The 15,351-nt window shown below is 58.8% G+C and carries 10 protein-coding genes; 7 read left to right on the plus strand and 3 right to left on the minus strand.

The window, feature by feature from the left end; genetic code table 11:
- Positions 1–7: 7 nt before the first annotated feature.
- From P0D80_RS46650 to P0D80_RS46670, 5 genes are all read left to right on the plus strand, one after another.
- The gene (locus tag P0D80_RS46650; protein ID WP_408294702.1) at positions 8–769 is read left to right on the plus strand and encodes an N-acyl homoserine lactonase family protein; all 762 of its coding nucleotides are present in this window, start codon (positions 8–10) and stop codon (positions 767–769) included.
- 32 nt (positions 770–801) lie between these two features.
- Positions 802–1,929, plus strand: coding sequence for a sugar ABC transporter substrate-binding protein (locus P0D80_RS46655; protein WP_408294681.1), 1,128 nt, complete (start codon positions 802–804; stop codon positions 1,927–1,929).
- Between the two features lie 26 nt (positions 1,930–1,955).
- Positions 1,956–3,464, plus strand: coding sequence for a sugar ABC transporter ATP-binding protein (locus tag P0D80_RS46660; RefSeq protein WP_408294683.1), 1,509 nt, complete (start codon positions 1,956–1,958; stop codon positions 3,462–3,464).
- A gap of 37 nt (positions 3,465–3,501) precedes the next feature.
- Positions 3,502–5,601, plus strand: coding sequence for an ABC transporter permease subunit (locus tag P0D80_RS46665; protein WP_408294686.1), 2,100 nt, complete (start codon positions 3,502–3,504; stop codon positions 5,599–5,601).
- 180 nt (positions 5,602–5,781) lie between these two features.
- Positions 5,782–6,684 carry an SMP-30/gluconolactonase/LRE family protein gene (locus P0D80_RS46670; protein WP_408294689.1) on the plus strand — a complete coding sequence of 301 codons (903 nt, stop codon included), beginning with the start codon at positions 5,782–5,784 and terminating at the stop codon, positions 6,682–6,684.
- A gap of 877 nt (positions 6,685–7,561) precedes the next feature.
- Here P0D80_RS46670 and P0D80_RS46675 read toward each other — a convergent pair.
- Complete coding sequence (locus tag P0D80_RS46675) at positions 7,562–10,063, minus strand: acetoacetate--CoA ligase (protein ID WP_408294692.1); 2,502 nt, start codon at positions 10,061–10,063, stop codon at positions 7,562–7,564.
- A 669-nt stretch (positions 10,064–10,732) separates the two neighbouring features.
- Here P0D80_RS46675 and P0D80_RS46680 point away from each other — a divergent pair.
- Positions 10,733–10,909: a hypothetical protein gene (locus tag P0D80_RS46680; protein WP_408294694.1), complete on the plus strand. Its 177-nt coding sequence runs from the start codon at positions 10,733–10,735 to the stop codon at positions 10,907–10,909.
- 248 nt (positions 10,910–11,157) lie between these two features.
- On the opposite strand, the gene P0D80_RS46685 is transcribed toward P0D80_RS46680, so the two are convergent.
- A complete protein-coding gene (locus tag P0D80_RS46685) occupies positions 11,158–11,424 on the minus strand; it encodes an alpha/beta fold hydrolase (protein ID WP_408294697.1) in 267 nt (88 codons plus the stop codon).
- Positions 11,409–13,679 carry an NACHT domain-containing protein gene (locus P0D80_RS46690; protein ID WP_408294700.1) on the minus strand — a complete coding sequence of 757 codons (2,271 nt, stop codon included), beginning with the start codon at positions 13,677–13,679 and terminating at the stop codon, positions 11,409–11,411. Before P0D80_RS46690 ends, P0D80_RS46685 begins: the two co-directional genes overlap by 16 nt.
- Positions 13,680–14,694: 1,015 nt before the next feature.
- Here P0D80_RS46690 and P0D80_RS46695 point away from each other — a divergent pair.
- A partial coding sequence (locus P0D80_RS46695; RefSeq protein WP_408294705.1) for a SulP family inorganic anion transporter occupies positions 14,695–15,351 on the plus strand: 657 nt, incomplete at its 3' end.

The following is a 15,351-nucleotide window of genomic DNA, read 5'->3' on the forward strand; positions in this document are numbered from 1 at the left end:
GAATACGCTGAAGGTTGTTGCGATGCCTACGGGCTGGCTCACAGTCGATCGTTCGTCCCAGGTCTGCGGCCGCTACTTCGGCCAGCGGATAAAGGTACCGGTGTGGTCCTCCGCGATTGTCGGCGCGCAAAAGAAGATCGTTGTAGATACGGGCATTCATGACCCGACATGGGTGTCGAACTTTGTGTGTCCGTGCGAACAGGCGCCTGAAGAGCGGCTCGAACGCGCTCTGAAGGAATACGTGGGCTGGAGCGCAGACGATGTCGATATCGTTATCAATACGCATCTGCACTACGACCACTCTGGCGGCAACACACTTTTTCGCAATGCGCGCTTCGTGATTCAGGCGGCCGAGTGGGAGTACGCAGGCACGCCTCTTCCGACACAGGCAACGTATTACCAGGAGTTTCTGATCGGTCGCGAGCCGCTTGCGTATTTTCGCTGGCAGTTCGTGAACGGCGTGGCTGACATCGTACCCGGGGTGCGTGTCGTTCCAACACCGGGCCACACGCCCGGTCATCAGTCGGTCGCCGTGAGTACTGAAGATGGCGTCGTAATGATTGCTGGCGACTGCGCTAATTGCATGGAAAACATCGTCGATCTCGTACCGGTGGGCATCGTCCACGAGACGTTCGCCGAACTGCAATCGCTCAAGCGCATCCGGCAAATCGCCGATTTCGTCATTCCGGGCCATGACCCCGACGTCGTGCCTGGAACCTCGGGCATCGAATTACCCGCAGGTGCACGTCTGCAGCATATCGAAAGCTAGAAACCCAACCAGGTGCAGGATAGGAGGAAGACATGGAAGCTTTGAAGCACACAATACGTCTTACGGGCCGGCTTGTGCTCGGCACCGCGGTTCTTGCGGCGTTGACTGTATCAGGTAACGCGTCGGCCGCCGACAAGTACAAGGTGTTTTTGTCGATGAGCTATGTCGGCAACGACTGGCAGACCGAGGCGGCCAACATGGTTAAGGCAATGGCCGCGACGCCTGCGCTTAGGGATAAGGTTGACCTCGAGGTTCAGGTCGCCGGCACCGACGCGCAAAAGCAGATCCAGCAGATCAACTCGATGGTGCAGGCAGGCGCCAAGGCCATCGTCATCTATCCGATCTCGCCGACTGCGTTGAACCGCGCGATCAAGAACGCGTGCTCCAAGGGCGTTGTGGTGGCGGCGTATGACGGCGAAGTGACCGAGCCGTGCGCGCACAACGTGACGATCGACCAGAAGCAGACGGGCACCGTGACTGCGGAATGGCTCGCGAAAACGCTCAACGGCAAGGGCAATATCGTCATGATCACCGGCGTGCCCGGCACGTCAGTGGACCGCGCACGCACCGAGGCCGCGAAGGAAGTGTTCGCGAAGCATCCCGGCATCAAGATCGTTGCCGAGGGCACCGGCATGTGGAGCCAGGCGACCGCGAAGACCGAGCTTTCGAAGATCCTCGCGACGAACTCGTGGGACAAGATCGATGGTCTGTGGATGCAGGTCGGCTGTTTCACGGCGGCATCCATGCAGCTCGAAGCGGGCATCCCGGACGACAAGATCAAACCGTGCGCGGGCGAATCGTCGAACGGCCATCGCGTGCAGATGCTGCCCCCGGGAACCGTAAAAGGCGAGGGAGCTTACCGCTCGATCGGTTACCGCTCGATCTCTTACGGATCGCCGCCGTACTCGGGCGCGCTTGCACTGAAACTGGCCGTCGGCAAGCTCGAAGGCAAGGATTTCCCGGCTCATGTGACGCTCAAGTTGCCGCTCGTTCTGACCTCAGAATCTAAGTTGTGCAAGACTGGTTCCATTGATGAACTCAGGGCCGGCTGCACAGCATTCCCGCCGGACAAAGTGCCGCCGGGCTGGTTCGCCGACATCTTTTCTGCCGAAACGAGCGAAGTCGGCTTCAACGCTGCACTCAGCGGCAAGCCCGACTGAAATCGCGGGGTCTAAGGAGAAATGCAATGACGAGCGAATGGGCAATCGATCTGTCGAATGTCACAAAGCGCTTCGGCGCGACCGTCGCGCTCGACAAAGCCTCGTTCCGCGTGAAGCGCGGAGCCGTTCACGCGCTTCTCGGCGAGAACGGCGCAGGGAAGTCGACGACTGTCAAACTGCTGTCGGGACTCATGCGGCCGGATGACGGCAGCATTTCCGTGATGGGCCGGGAAGTGACGATGCACGGTCCGAAGGACGCGCATCGCGCGGGCGTGCAAACCGCCTTTCAGGAGATGACACTCGTGCGCGACCTCACGGTCGCGCAGAACCTCCTGATGTCATACGAACCGACCACCTGGACTGGGCTTATCAAGCGTCGGGAGTCGCAACGGATGGTCTCCGAATGGCTCGACGGATTGGAACTCCATGAAGTACGCCCAGGAGCATATATCCGCGACCTCGCATTACCCGTGCGTCAAAAGATCGAGATCGCGAAGGCGATTGTGCGCGCACCGCAGGTGCTGCTGCTCGACGAGCCGACCTCGGCGCTCTCGGGGCGCGACGTCGCATGGCTATCGAGGCGTATCGATGAGATGAAGGCGCGCGGCGTGACGTTCGTTTTCATCTCGCACCGGATGCAGGAAGTGCGGGAGTTCTGCGACAGCCTCACGGTATATCGCAATGGGAAGGACGTCGGTGCATTCGAGACGGCCAACATCTCCGATGACGAAGTGATCCGCCTCGTGATCGGTCGCTCGTTGGAGGCGAAATATCCGCCGAAGGTGCCGGCACCCGTGCGGAGTCCGATCCCGGCGATAGAGGCGCGCGGTATCAAGGTGGACGGCGTCGTGACCGACTTCAACCTGACGTTGAAGGCGGGCGAAGTTCGTGGCATTGCTGCGTTGCAGGGAATGGGCCAACGTGAGCTGTTCGAGGCGCTCTTTGGTGCCGAGTTCATTGACGAAGGGCAGATTCTGATCGACGGCAAGCCGGTAACGCTGACGTCCACCGCCGACTCACTCAAGGCTGGCGTAGCCACCGCCTTTCTACCCGAAGACCGCAAAACTGAGGGGCTCTTTCTGCGCCTTCCCGGCGGCGAGAACGTGTCACTTCCGATCATCAAGCGCTTCTCGCGTTTCGGGCTGATCGACCGCAAGCGTGAGCAGGCCGCGATCGCACGCTCGCTCGCGGAGATGGAGGTAAATCCGAGGGCGCTGTACAAGCCATGTCTGTCTTTCTCCGGCGGCAACCAGCAGAAGATCGCGATGGCGAAGTGGCTGCTCACGCAAAGCCGCGTATGGCTGATGTTTGATCCGACGCGCGGCATTGACGTAGGCACCAAGCACCAGATCTTTGTACTTATGCGTGCGTTTGCCGCGGCGGGCGGTTCGGTGTTGTTCTATTCCACCGACGTCCCCGAACTGGTCAATGTCTGCGACCGCGTCTCGGTCATGTATAGAGGGCGCAATGTCGCGGAGCTCGAAGGCGACGCACTGACCGAAGAAGAGGTCATGCGCAAGATGCTTTCGAGTTGAAGTCCGAATCATACGCATCAACCAGTCAGAGGTTCCTATGAACAACGCAATTGCTTCGCCCGACAGCGAAATCGTGCGTCCCGGCGTCCGGCTAGGATTTGGCGCACGGGTGGATCACTACCGCGGATTGATTATCGCCATCGGCGCTCTGTTCGCGATGTTGTTCGCTTGGATGTCGCTTTCGGCGACGCACGTCGGTCTTTACGACATTGGGTCGGTCATTTCGAGCAGTACCACGCTCGCGCTGGCGGCGATCGGTCAGACAATCGTGGTGCTCTCCGGCGGGTTCGACCTCTCGGCATCGGCGGTTGTATCGCTCTCTAACGTTCTCGCCGTGCGCTTCGTGCAGGGCACGCCCCTCGAACAATGGGGCGGCGTTTCATTCATCATTGCGATTGGCGGTAGCATTGGCCTTGTCAACGGCGCATTGATCGCATGGTTCCGGCTGCAATCGATCGTGGTTACGCTCGCCACGATGTTCATGGTACAGGGGCTCACGCTGCTCATCCAGGATAAGCCAGGCGGCGTCATCGGTGAACAGTTCGGCGGTTTCATCACCTCGGACCTGATCCCAGACAAAATCCCTATGTCCGCGGCCGTGCTCCTGTTGGCGCTGCTCATCTGGTCTTTCCTGAAGCGTACGCGTTTTGGCGTCGGCCTCTACGCGCTTGGCAGTGATCCGGACGGCGCATATGCGAACGGCATGCCTCTTACCAGATACCGAATTGCTACGTATGCGCTCGCGGGCATGTTTTACGCCGCTGCGGGGCTCTACGTGTCAGCTCAGACGGGATCAGCCGATCCGCTCGTCGGACGACCACTGCTACTGTCGATGTTCACCGCTGTGGTTCTCGGCGGCACCTGGCTTGGCGGTGGACGCGGCGGGTGTGTCGGCACGGTGTTCGCTGCAATGACGTTGATGATTACCGTCAACATCTTGCTGGTTCTGAATGTGTCGGCGTTCTACACCACTATTGCCGAAGCGACGATCCTCATCCTGGCCGTGCTTGGCTCATCGATCGGCAAGGATTCCGCCGCGCATCATTGCGCGCGGTACGCCTCGCAATGGATGAAAGCGGTGCGGACCGGCACCCGTGCAAAGGACAGTCGTGATGCGCGGCGAGTGAGATTCGAAGTGGCGGATTTTCAGCCGATTGAAAACAAGGAACTGAAGGGACGCTTCATCAGCGACTGGATCGAGCGCAATCGAGAATGGGTCAAATATGTCGTACCCGCGTATGTGCTCTTCATTGTAGTCGTTGCAATCACTGGTTTTGTCTACGGCCCTTCGGTCCTGGCGAGCGCCAATTTTTATAGCAGTCTACTGACCCTGACGCTGTTCCTCGCGATCCTCGGTCTCGGGCAAGGGGCAGTGATTCTGACGGGCGGACTTGACCTCTCGATGCCCTGGTTGATCACGTTATCGGGAGTGCTGCTTACAGGCCTCACATTCGGTGCAAACGGTGCGGCCGCGTGGGCGGTTCCTCTCGTTCTTGGTGTTGGGCTGCTGGTTGGCCTCTTCAACGGGGTTGGCGTCGTTGTGCTCGGATTGCCGCCGATTGTCGTCACGCTCGCCGCGAACGGGTTGCTGCAAGGACTCACGCTGATTTACTGCAACGGTTCGCCACAAGGGTGGGCACCCTCAGCCATTAGCGAATTCACGAACGGACACTTTGGTCCGCTGTCGCTCGCGGCCTGGAGCGTGCCGCTCTTTCTTGCGGTGGCGCTGTTGCTGCTGCATCGCACGCCGTTCGGACGGCGCGTGTACGCGGTTGGCAACTCACAGATCGCGGCGAAGCTGGCGGGTGTACGGGTTGGCGCGACGCTGATCGCGGTGTACTGCCTTTCGGGCCTGTGTTCCGCGATCGTCGGGGTGTTGCTCGCTGGTTTCAGCAGCCAGGCGTTTCTTGGAATGGGAGATCCTTACCTGCTGCCGTCGATTGCAGTCGTTGTCGTGGGCGGTGCGCTAATTACGGGCGGGCGCGGACACTACCTCGGCGTGTTCGGCGGCGCACTGCTGCTCACCGCGCTTGGCACGCTGCTCGCGGGAACGACTGTGCCGCCAGCCGTGCGCGACATCATTAACGGCATGGTGGTGCTGGCTGCTGTGATCACTCTGCGTGACAAGAAAGCATGATGGCAAGGACGGAATCGCGGTGCTTCATGTCGGCCACCTGGTATGTGCACGGAGCGGGCGGCGAAAAACGGCCGCCGGCAGCGTGGGCAACAAAGCGCCATATGGACACTCAGCCGCCGGGCCAAGCTGATGCGTAGGTGAAGAGCTTTACCGTTAATGAATCGTATATAGGAGACGACGATGATCGAAACGCGCTTACTGGTCGACGCAAATAATCACCTGGGCGAAGGACCTCTTTGGGATGTGAAGGAAGAGCGGCTGTACTGGATCGACAGTACAGCCGCTGAGATCTACCGTTGCCGAGCGGATGGCAGCGAAGTCGAGCGTTTTTTTGTGCCGCATCATATCGGCTCGATGGCGCTACGTGAGCACGGCGGTGCAGTGGTAGCGCTCGCGAACGGCATACACTTCTACGACTTTGAACAACAGACCGTACAGCTGATTGGTGATCCGGAAAGCGACGATCCCGAGACACGTTTTAACGATGGCAAGGTGGACCGGAAAGGCCGGTTCATCGTCGGGACAATGGCGTACGACTTCGATCGCTATGAGGCTGACCGCGGCCAACGTTCCACGCGAAGCGGCGCCCTTTACCGAGTCGACACGAACCGCACGATCACTCGCCTCGACGGCGGCATCAGTTGTTCGAACGGGCCGTGCTGGAGCCCCGACAATCGCACGCTTTATTTCACAGATACGTACGACAAGCAAATGTACGCGTACGACTATGACATCGAGACGGGTGCAGCGTTGAACCGGCGGGTGTTTGCATCGGCACGCGATATGGCCGGCACGTTCGACGGCGCGACGGTCGATGCCGAAGGCTTCATCTGGTCCGCTCTGGTATTCGGTGGCCGCATTCTGCGCTACGCGCCGGATGGAACGCTGGACCGGGTCGTACCATTTCCCGTTCGGAATCTAACGAGCGTCATGTTCGGCGGTCCGAATCTGGATACCCTGTATGTCACGGCGATGGGTCGGCCGATGTGGGGCATCCCGCAAAAAGAGCGCAACAAAGGAGGGCTCTTTGCAGTGACTGGACTCGGCGTCAAGGGGATGCCAGAGCCACGGTTCGCGGGGTAGCAATCAGCAGCGACGGGGCGGCGGGAATTGCTTGGGCGGCCTTGCTTGGGCTAGATCGATTTCGCCCGTTCCGTCACAATCGCCGGTCGGTTGCACTCGTTGTCGACCGGCGTCGGACGTTTGCGGAATGGAAGATGCTGTCTCCGCTTGGCACCCGGGGTCGGGCCGATGACTTAGGTGCCGTCGCACCCTATCGTGAAGAAAATTCATGACTCTCGGCGCTGGCGCCTTTCCTGTAGGCTGTCGGCTAGCGATGTCGCTGCTCTGACGTGGAGGCGGCATTGCTTTACAAGAATGCATGCACGGGAACCTCCGTGAAAATACCGTGAAGTCCCGGGGCTGTTGCCAGATCGATCTGATAGCTCCGCCGGCTGGCTAAGGACTTTGACCTTCTCCTGGCTAAAACGCCACGCCGTGCAGCCTGTCTCGTCGGGACCACCTCAAGTGATGCTGCGCGGCTACTTCGCGCCAACCTTTATGTTAAGCCGCTTGGTCCTCCCGATCATCACGTCAGCTGGACGATGGCACGACATTTACGCGCGACAGGGTTGACACGGGCGTTTAGCGACGCAACGACGATGACAAGTCCCCACGGACGAGCGCCTAACGCCGACACATTGCGCGTCTGGGGATGATGGCTATCGTTTCTCGAAACAGTCGCTTATCGGTGCTCCGTGCGTCGGAAAATTATGCCGTAAGGAAAATCCGTTTCCCGACGGCACCCCTTTAGCCTCGTGCTTCATGCCCGGGTTGACGGTGGGAGTAGCTGGACGATGAAGAAGATTCTCCGCGACTAGCACGCGCCCGATTGTCCGCCACTGGCGTTTTCGGAGGCGTTGGGCCACAGTAAGTGTGAGATGCCGGCCGCTGCGTTCCCTTACGATCGAAGCTCCGCACGAGAACGGAAGTGGCTCAGAGCGTCAGGATTCGCAAGCGCATCGATGTTTGTTACGGCTTCACCATGAACGACCTTCCGTACAGCCAGTTCAACGATTTTCCCACTTTTGGTCCGCGGAATATCCGTTACCTGGAGGATTTTCGCTGGGACATGACGCGGTGTCGTGTTCGCCCGAATCTGGTGTCTGATGTTCGCGATCAATGTTTCGTCAAGAGTCAATCCCTCTCTAAGCTTTACAAACAGGACCACTCGAACGTCATTCTCCCACGCCTGTCCAATCGCAATCGACTCAAGTACTTCGGGCAATTTTTCTACCTGACGATAGATTTCGGCGGTGCCGATCCGAACGCCACCAGGATTGAGAACGGCGTCGGAACGTCCGTAAATGATCAAGCCGTCGTGCGCAGTTAGTTCGCAAAAGTCTCCTTGGCACCAGACGCCGGAGTAGCGCTCGAAATAGGCTGCACGGTATCTGGTCCCTTGGGGATCGTTCCAGAATCCGATCGGCATTGCTGGGAAAGGCTTGACGCACACAAGTTCGCCTTTGGAGCTCCGCACCGGTCGGCCGGATTCGTCCCAGACTTCGACCGCAAGGCCAAGGCCAAGGCATTGCAGTTCACCGCGCCATACTGGAAGCACAGGGTTGCCGAGTGCGAAGCACGAGACAATATCCGTACCGCCCGAAATCGACGACAGGCAAACCTCGGATTTGACGTCCCGGTAAACAAAATCAAAGCTATCGGGAGCAAGAGGGCTCCCGGATGACATGATGGTGCGCAGGCTCTGGAGCGAATGTGACTCCCTGGGCTTGAACCCCGTTTTAGCTAGCGCATCGAGATATTTTGCCGAGGTGCCGAAGTGAGTCATTCCCTCCGCCTCCGCATAGTCGAAGAGGATACGACCCTCATCGGCGAATGGGGACCCGTCGTAAAGCAGGACAGTTGCCCCGACAGCCAATGCAGAAGCGAGCCAATTCCACATCATCCAGCCACACGTCGTGTAATAAAACACTCTATCGCCAGCCTTTACGTCGCTGTGAAGCGTGTGCTCCTTGAGGTGTTGCAGCAGGACTCCACCGTGCCCATGCACGATGCACTTTGGCACACCAGTGGTGCCTGAAGAATAGAGAATGAAGAGCGGGTGATCAAATGCAACCTGTGCGAAAGTCAGTTCTTTCGAAGCATGCGGGGCAATAAAGTCCGCGAGCCTGACGGCACCTCGAATGTTGCTTACGTCTGGATCGTTGCGCATGAATTCAACGACGACGACGTGCTCAACACTTGGCAATGCTGCGGCTATCTCCGCCACGCGGGAAAGAGAGTCGTGACGCTTGCCGCCATAAACGTACCCATCGGCGCAAATGAGGATTTTCGGCTCGATCTGGCCGAATCTGTCGAGCACCCCTTGAACGCCGAAGTCCGGCGAGGTGGATGACCAGATCGCACCGAGACTCGCCGTCGCCAGCATCGCGACGAGCGTCTCTGGAATATTGGGCAGATACCCTGTAACACGATCGCCTTCGGCCACGCCAGCCGCCGTCAAGGCTTGAGCGAAGCGGGAGACAGCGTCGTACAGTTCTCTGTGTGTGAGGCGCCGCTTGATTCGGTCCTCGCCCCAAAACACAACCGCGTCGGTCTCAGCTTTCGCGCGCAGCATGTTTTCAGCGTAGTTCAATCGCGCGTCGGGAAACCATCGCGCGCCTGGCATGCTCTTTCCATTCTGAACAACGGTGTCGCCTCTGATGCTAGCGCGTAGGTCGCAGAAGTCCCAAACACCCGTCCAAAACTGCTCCGTTTCGGTGATCGACCAGTCGTAAAGCTCGGCATAACTGGCATGACGCGTGTCATATCGGTCATTTGCCCAGTTCAAGAATGCGCTCATGGTGGCCTTTGCGACCTGCGACGCGCGGGGTTTCCACATAGGGGTATCGCCCTCCGCCTGGACCTCGAGGTTCGGCGTCGTATTCGCCCGCAGGCCGCGTTCATACCGATGGCCTCGTTCCACATAGCCTTCCGCGTTCTTGCGCAAGCCTGTGACCTCCTCGTCACTCAGGGTGCGCAATACCTTGCACGGCGTTCCCACGACCAATGACCGATCCGGGATCTCCTTGCCTTCTGGAACTAGCGCATTTGCGCCTATCAGGCATTCGCGACCGATGACGGCCCCATTAAGGACTACGGCGTTGATTCCAATCAAACTGCCGTCGCCAACCCGACACCCGTGCAACATCGCCTTGTGACCGACGCTCACGTCTTCCCCTATTTCCAGCGGAAAGCCAGGGTCAACGTGCAATACCGCGCCATCCTGGATGTTGCTGCCCCGGCCGATGAGAATGCGGTCGCTATCGGCCCGGATCACAGCGTTGAACCACACTGAAACGTCGCGCTCGATCGTGACGGATCCCACGATAGTGGCGTTTTCGGCAACATACGCAGGCTCGCCCCGAAGGGTTACTGGAACTTCATCCAAATCGAAGAGCATGTTGTTTCCTTCAAGCGTGGTGAAACAAGCGGGAAATTGACGATGGCCGCCGGTCGCCCGATCGCGGGGATCTCCGCGATCGGGGCTTCAACCGCAAGCGGCGTTGCGCTCAAACAAGCAACGGTAGCGTTACGCGCTCAACGTTGTGATATTTGATGTGTGATCACAAAAACTAAGGTAAAACAACATCCCTTCCGCGTCAAGTGGTGACTTCCTGGGGTAGGCCGTTCGCCTGTCAACGCATCGGCGACGGATGCAGTGGCACCGGCGTACGGTACGGGTCTGCAAATGCTCATCGTGGCAACGCCCTGGTTCCGGTCGAGAGCGGGTTCTACATGACGTGCCCGGGACCGCTGTCTTCGGTAACGAATATGGGACGCCAATCGTGGCAGTCATCTGGAACGTAGCGCAGCGCCCACATGCGCGCTGAGAGCGCGGCTCCCTACGTCATGCAATGGTACGGCCGTGGTTGCCGAACGCTCCGCTGCCCCCATTTTTTAGACATGCCCAATTCCTCCGTGGCAGATAGAAGCTGCAACCACGCAGGTTCTCGACCACCATCTCTGCGGTTTTGCTCACTGGGTTACGAGATTCTCAAGGGTTCCGGACCAGCTCGGCCCTCGTTAGGCAAGACAGGACGTTCCGTGACAGTGAGGAGGTACAGGCTTCTTGGAGGCGTTCGTCGATGGAGTGGACCCGGCATTCCGGCCGGCGTTCGAGATGAAAAGCATAAGCAGCGTGCGCGACGTCGCGTATCTCGCACGGGAAGCACAGCCGTGGATTACCTTGGCCACGGACAAGCGGTATCAGATTGTTCCGGCGCTTCTCGCGGCGTTGCCTATGTAGACCGATGCAACCGGCGCGGACGATGCCAGCAACGCGAACTTCACCAGGTGCAGGCCGGCACGAACTACTTTCTGTCCGGACGCGGACGTCTATTTTATTGACGACGATCAGCACGCTTCGGGCAGAGACGCCTTCAGCCAGCCGGCCGTTGCTTACATCATCCGACTGGCGCCGTCGGGGACGGACCGCCAAAAAGGGCGACGGAGCGCTGTGTATCGCCAGTCACGCGGCGCTCCGACCTCATGCTCCTATCGGCTGGCTCTTCCCAGGCCAGCGTCATGCAGGAAACTGCGAACTGTGTCGCAAAACTCGAGCGGATTCTCGGTCATCGGATAGTGGCCAGTGCCGGCCAGCACTGCGATCTTGCTGCCGGGAATGCGCGAAGCCGCTTCTTCAACCTTTTCCTGATAGACAAGCCAGTCAGCATCGCCGCGAAGCAGCATCACGGGCGCCTTGATCTTGCCTACTTCGGAGCGCTTATCGAAATTCGCGTATCCGGTCAGATCACCGCGCATAACCTGCGGCGTCGTGCGAGAAATTTGCCACACGACTTCTCTGGCCCGATCGGGCGGAGTCCGATAGGGGGTAATCGTCCGAATCGTGCCAAATCTGGCGGTAGTCGCGTGAAGCGCCGCTTGCAGTATGGCTCCGCGGTTTCGACTTTCTCGCATTCGGCGATTTTGCAAGTAATTGATCCACATGGACTTTTAGGATCAAACCGCCATATTTCGCACGGAAAGTACGATAACCCCTGGTTTGGGGCGTCTTTCATGCGGCTGATCACGCGCATCAAAAGGCCCAGTGTTAGAGCCACGATCGCATCGAATTCGCCAAGCTCGTAACGCAGACGGACAAGACACGCAATCGCCATCGTCGCTGGCCCTTCGGGCGCATCGATTACCGCCTCCGTCAGGAATTCGATGAGCGATTCGATTTCGGTCGAAGTCTTGTCCGCCCCGACTGTTACCAGACCGAGGATCGCGATATCGGCAACGGTCGCTCGGCTGGCCGGACTCTGACTGATCTCTTGAACCAAAAGAGCGTCGGTTTGGAAGTACTTCAGATACTCCATAGGTAAGGGCCCGGACGATGCTCCTAACGTTGCATACCAGTTACGCAGGTGCGAATGGTCCGGCGCCGCGTCGAGAAACTCGCGAATGTCGACGTTGAGTCCGGCAGCAAGCTGGACATGCTGATCCGCTGAGGGTGTCCACGTTCTCACCTTTTCCGCGACAAGGAATTCCAGAAACGAGCGGTGTGCGAAGTACAGCACCCCCGCTTCCTTCTCTTCGGTCAACGTAGCGACCAGATACTCCGTGAGCTTTGTCTCGATGTCTGTCGCACCGCCATTCGGAAGCCCCTCCAGAAGGGACACCGGCACGGTATCGCGCTCGAATGAGCCCTGCGACATGCCGGGCTTGGTCCAACACCACCACGCCAGTTCGCGTTGAAAGACAATCCGGTCGGCGACAGCAATGATACGCCGCGCCAACTTGCCATCTACATCGCGTTCTATCAGACGTTCGATGAACTGTGAGTACAGCGTATGTCGGGTGAAACCTCGAAGGTCGAATGTCGGCGTCGAAGCGAGCTCGGCCACAAGCTTCGCGTGCACGGGCCTGCGCAACAGGTCCGCATTTACCTCTCGGCGAATTTCCGCGACCCTCGCCTCTCTGAAATCAGCCGGCAGAGTCGCCTGTTCCGCTGTCAGATGTAGCAGGTACGTGTCCAAGAACTGGTTGATCTCGTGGTCGTTGAAAAAGTCGATCTCTACTTCGGACCACTCGCGGTAGTTCGGGTCAGGAAGGGAGGTCGAATTTTCAAATTCCCGCATTCCCCGAAATACGAGTTGCCTGGCGTCGGTTGGTAAGGCGTTCGGACGCCCAAGCATCATGACCTTCGCCTTTGGTCGCAACAGGCGGTTGAATTCCCGGAAATTCGCGCGGAAATCGCTGGCTGACATTGCGTGCTTCATTTCGTCGAAGCCATCGAGCACGATGAAGAGCCTGCCAGCGTCGTTCAGATACTCGAGCGTACGAAACTTGAAGTCGTTTGCCGGCTGACGTGCAGTAAATTCCTTTCCGAAAAGCCCTTCGAGCTGCGTTTCGTGCACGACCTGGCCAAGCCTGATGAGCACAGGCATTCGCTCGGTAGGATCCACAAGGTACCGTTTTGCCTGTTCCGACACAATACGAAGTGCGAAGCTGGTCTTTCCCTTGCCGTAGCCGCCCATGATAGCGAGTGGCTTCGCACTGATATCGCGAAGCCAGGTCTCTACATGCTCAACGGCGGGGCCATGTTCAACGAGCCTTGCCTCGACGTAGTACGAGCTCAGCTGGTTCTCATTCTCGAATAGCCTAGCAAGCCACTCGATATAGTCATGCAGCCCGAGCAGTTCGTCTTCGAGTTGTCGTTGCGTCTGAATGCTCAGCCACGGAACATTCTCGACGTATCCCCGCGCGTCCGCACCGACGTCTTTCGACGTCGCAATGATCACCCTGTCAAGTTCCCTCGAACTGACGAGCGGATCGTAGTCGCTGTAGATCTCCGTCTTGATCTGCTCTTTGGTCAGTGGCCGTGCATAGTCCTTACACTCGACCCCGAACGTCGTACGACGCCCAAAATCGTGCCGACTGAACACGATATCGACCTTCTTCGAGTTGCCCAGGCGAACCTCGGTGCGCACGTCGGAGTACTTGGTCCGCAATACGTCCGCGATCGCGTCGCGAAACGCATCACCTTTCTGCAGGGCGGTCGGTTTGATCGTCATGAGTTGTTGACCGCATAGCGCTGTCATTTTGCAACAGTGATTGTTCTAGCGTGAGCGCCACAGTCTGCTACGCGTCTCCGCGCTGCCGGCTCAGCACCCGCAAAGTCTCTACAGCCCAGTTCCGATCCGAATGCGCTGTGGCCCAACCGCGCCAATCACACAGGCAGTGGTCCGCGCTTCGCGATTCACCTGATCATATCCTCACGCGGCCTTCTCACGCCAGCCGTGCCGCGCCACCGCGTGCACGAGTGCCAGTTCGCATTCGAAAGCTCCGAATTCTCCCCGAAAAACCCGCACATCTGATCACCGGAGTCATCGCGAACAGGCAATGACGTGAACGCCGGACTGCCGGCAGGCGCCCGGGCCCACGGCCGATGTTGGTGACAATTGCCGGGAGCGGACGAAAAGTGGGGGAGTGTTCGTTCGCTCCCAGCATTAAAGAACACCAAATCGACGCTAGCAAAGTTACTGGACAACGTGTCGCTCAATCATTGTTCCGCTACAACAGCATGAAATCGCTCGATTTCCCAATTTTTGACCGATCTATACGGTCGTTTTCGGAAAATTCGACGCTAGCAAAATGATTGGCGCGGCTAGCGGCAATTGTGGGCGCCAACACCGGCAACATGACTCGACAGTATTTCGAGCGCTGCCTGGGGTAGTCGGGCGGCCACTCCGTCATCATGGTCTAATCACGGGAATACTCCAAATAGCGGCTTCTTGCCTGGGAAAACACAAACGCATGCGACGTTTGTGGTGCGACAGTGCCCAACCCAGCGTCCCGAGTCTTGCCCTCCTATGAAGCACCGCCCGCCTTTGCCGCGTAGCACTCACCCGATACCGGAAGGAATATCGCGCTGGGTGCCGGCCGTCGCCACGTTCCGAACCTATGAACCTGGCTGGTTGGCAAAAGACGTGTTCGCGGGCATCGTGCTAACCGCCGTGCTCGTGCCGACAGGGCTCAGCTTCGCGCATCGCCGCTCTGCTTGCCTACGCGATTTTCGGTCCAAGCCGGATTCTTGTTCTCGGCCCCGACTCTGCACTGACAGCGCTGATCGCGGCTGCCGTCGTTCCTCTCGCCGGCGGCCGCCCAGAATCGGCGCTCGTGCTTGCCGGCATGCTGGCGATCCTGTCGGGCATTGTCTGCGTCTTGATCGGACTGCTCAGACTGAGCTTTGTCACAGACCTTCTTTCGAAGCCGATCCAGTACGGGTATCTCAATGGGATCGCGTTAGCTCTGTTCGCGAGCCAGTTTCCGAGGTTGCTCGGTCTTGCAGTTCCGGGCGGGACGTTCCTCGACGATGTGAAAATGGTATTCCAGGGTGTGGTCACCGGACACATGAATTGGGCTGCCTGCGCCATAGGCGTTTCGTGCCTAACGGCGATTGTGTTGCTCAAGCGGTACGCGGCTGCACTTCCCGGCACCCTGATTGCCGTGGCCACGGCAACCGCGGCGGTCTGGTTCATGGAACCGGAAGCCCGTGTCGGTATCGCTACCGTAGGCCGGCTACCAGAAGGTTTGGCGGCGGTTCGTCTTCCCGCTGTGTCGCTGCGTGACGTACGGGAGTTGAGTGGCGCCGCTATCGCTATCGCTCTCGTTTCGTTCGCCGATATGAGCGTGTTGTCGCGCGCGTTTGCCCTGCGTGGCGCCTACACGGTCGACCGGAACCAG

It is taken from the genome of Paraburkholderia sp. RL17-373-BIF-A (assembly GCF_046030175.1).
In the GTDB taxonomy this organism is placed as follows: domain Bacteria; phylum Pseudomonadota; class Gammaproteobacteria; order Burkholderiales; family Burkholderiaceae; genus Paraburkholderia.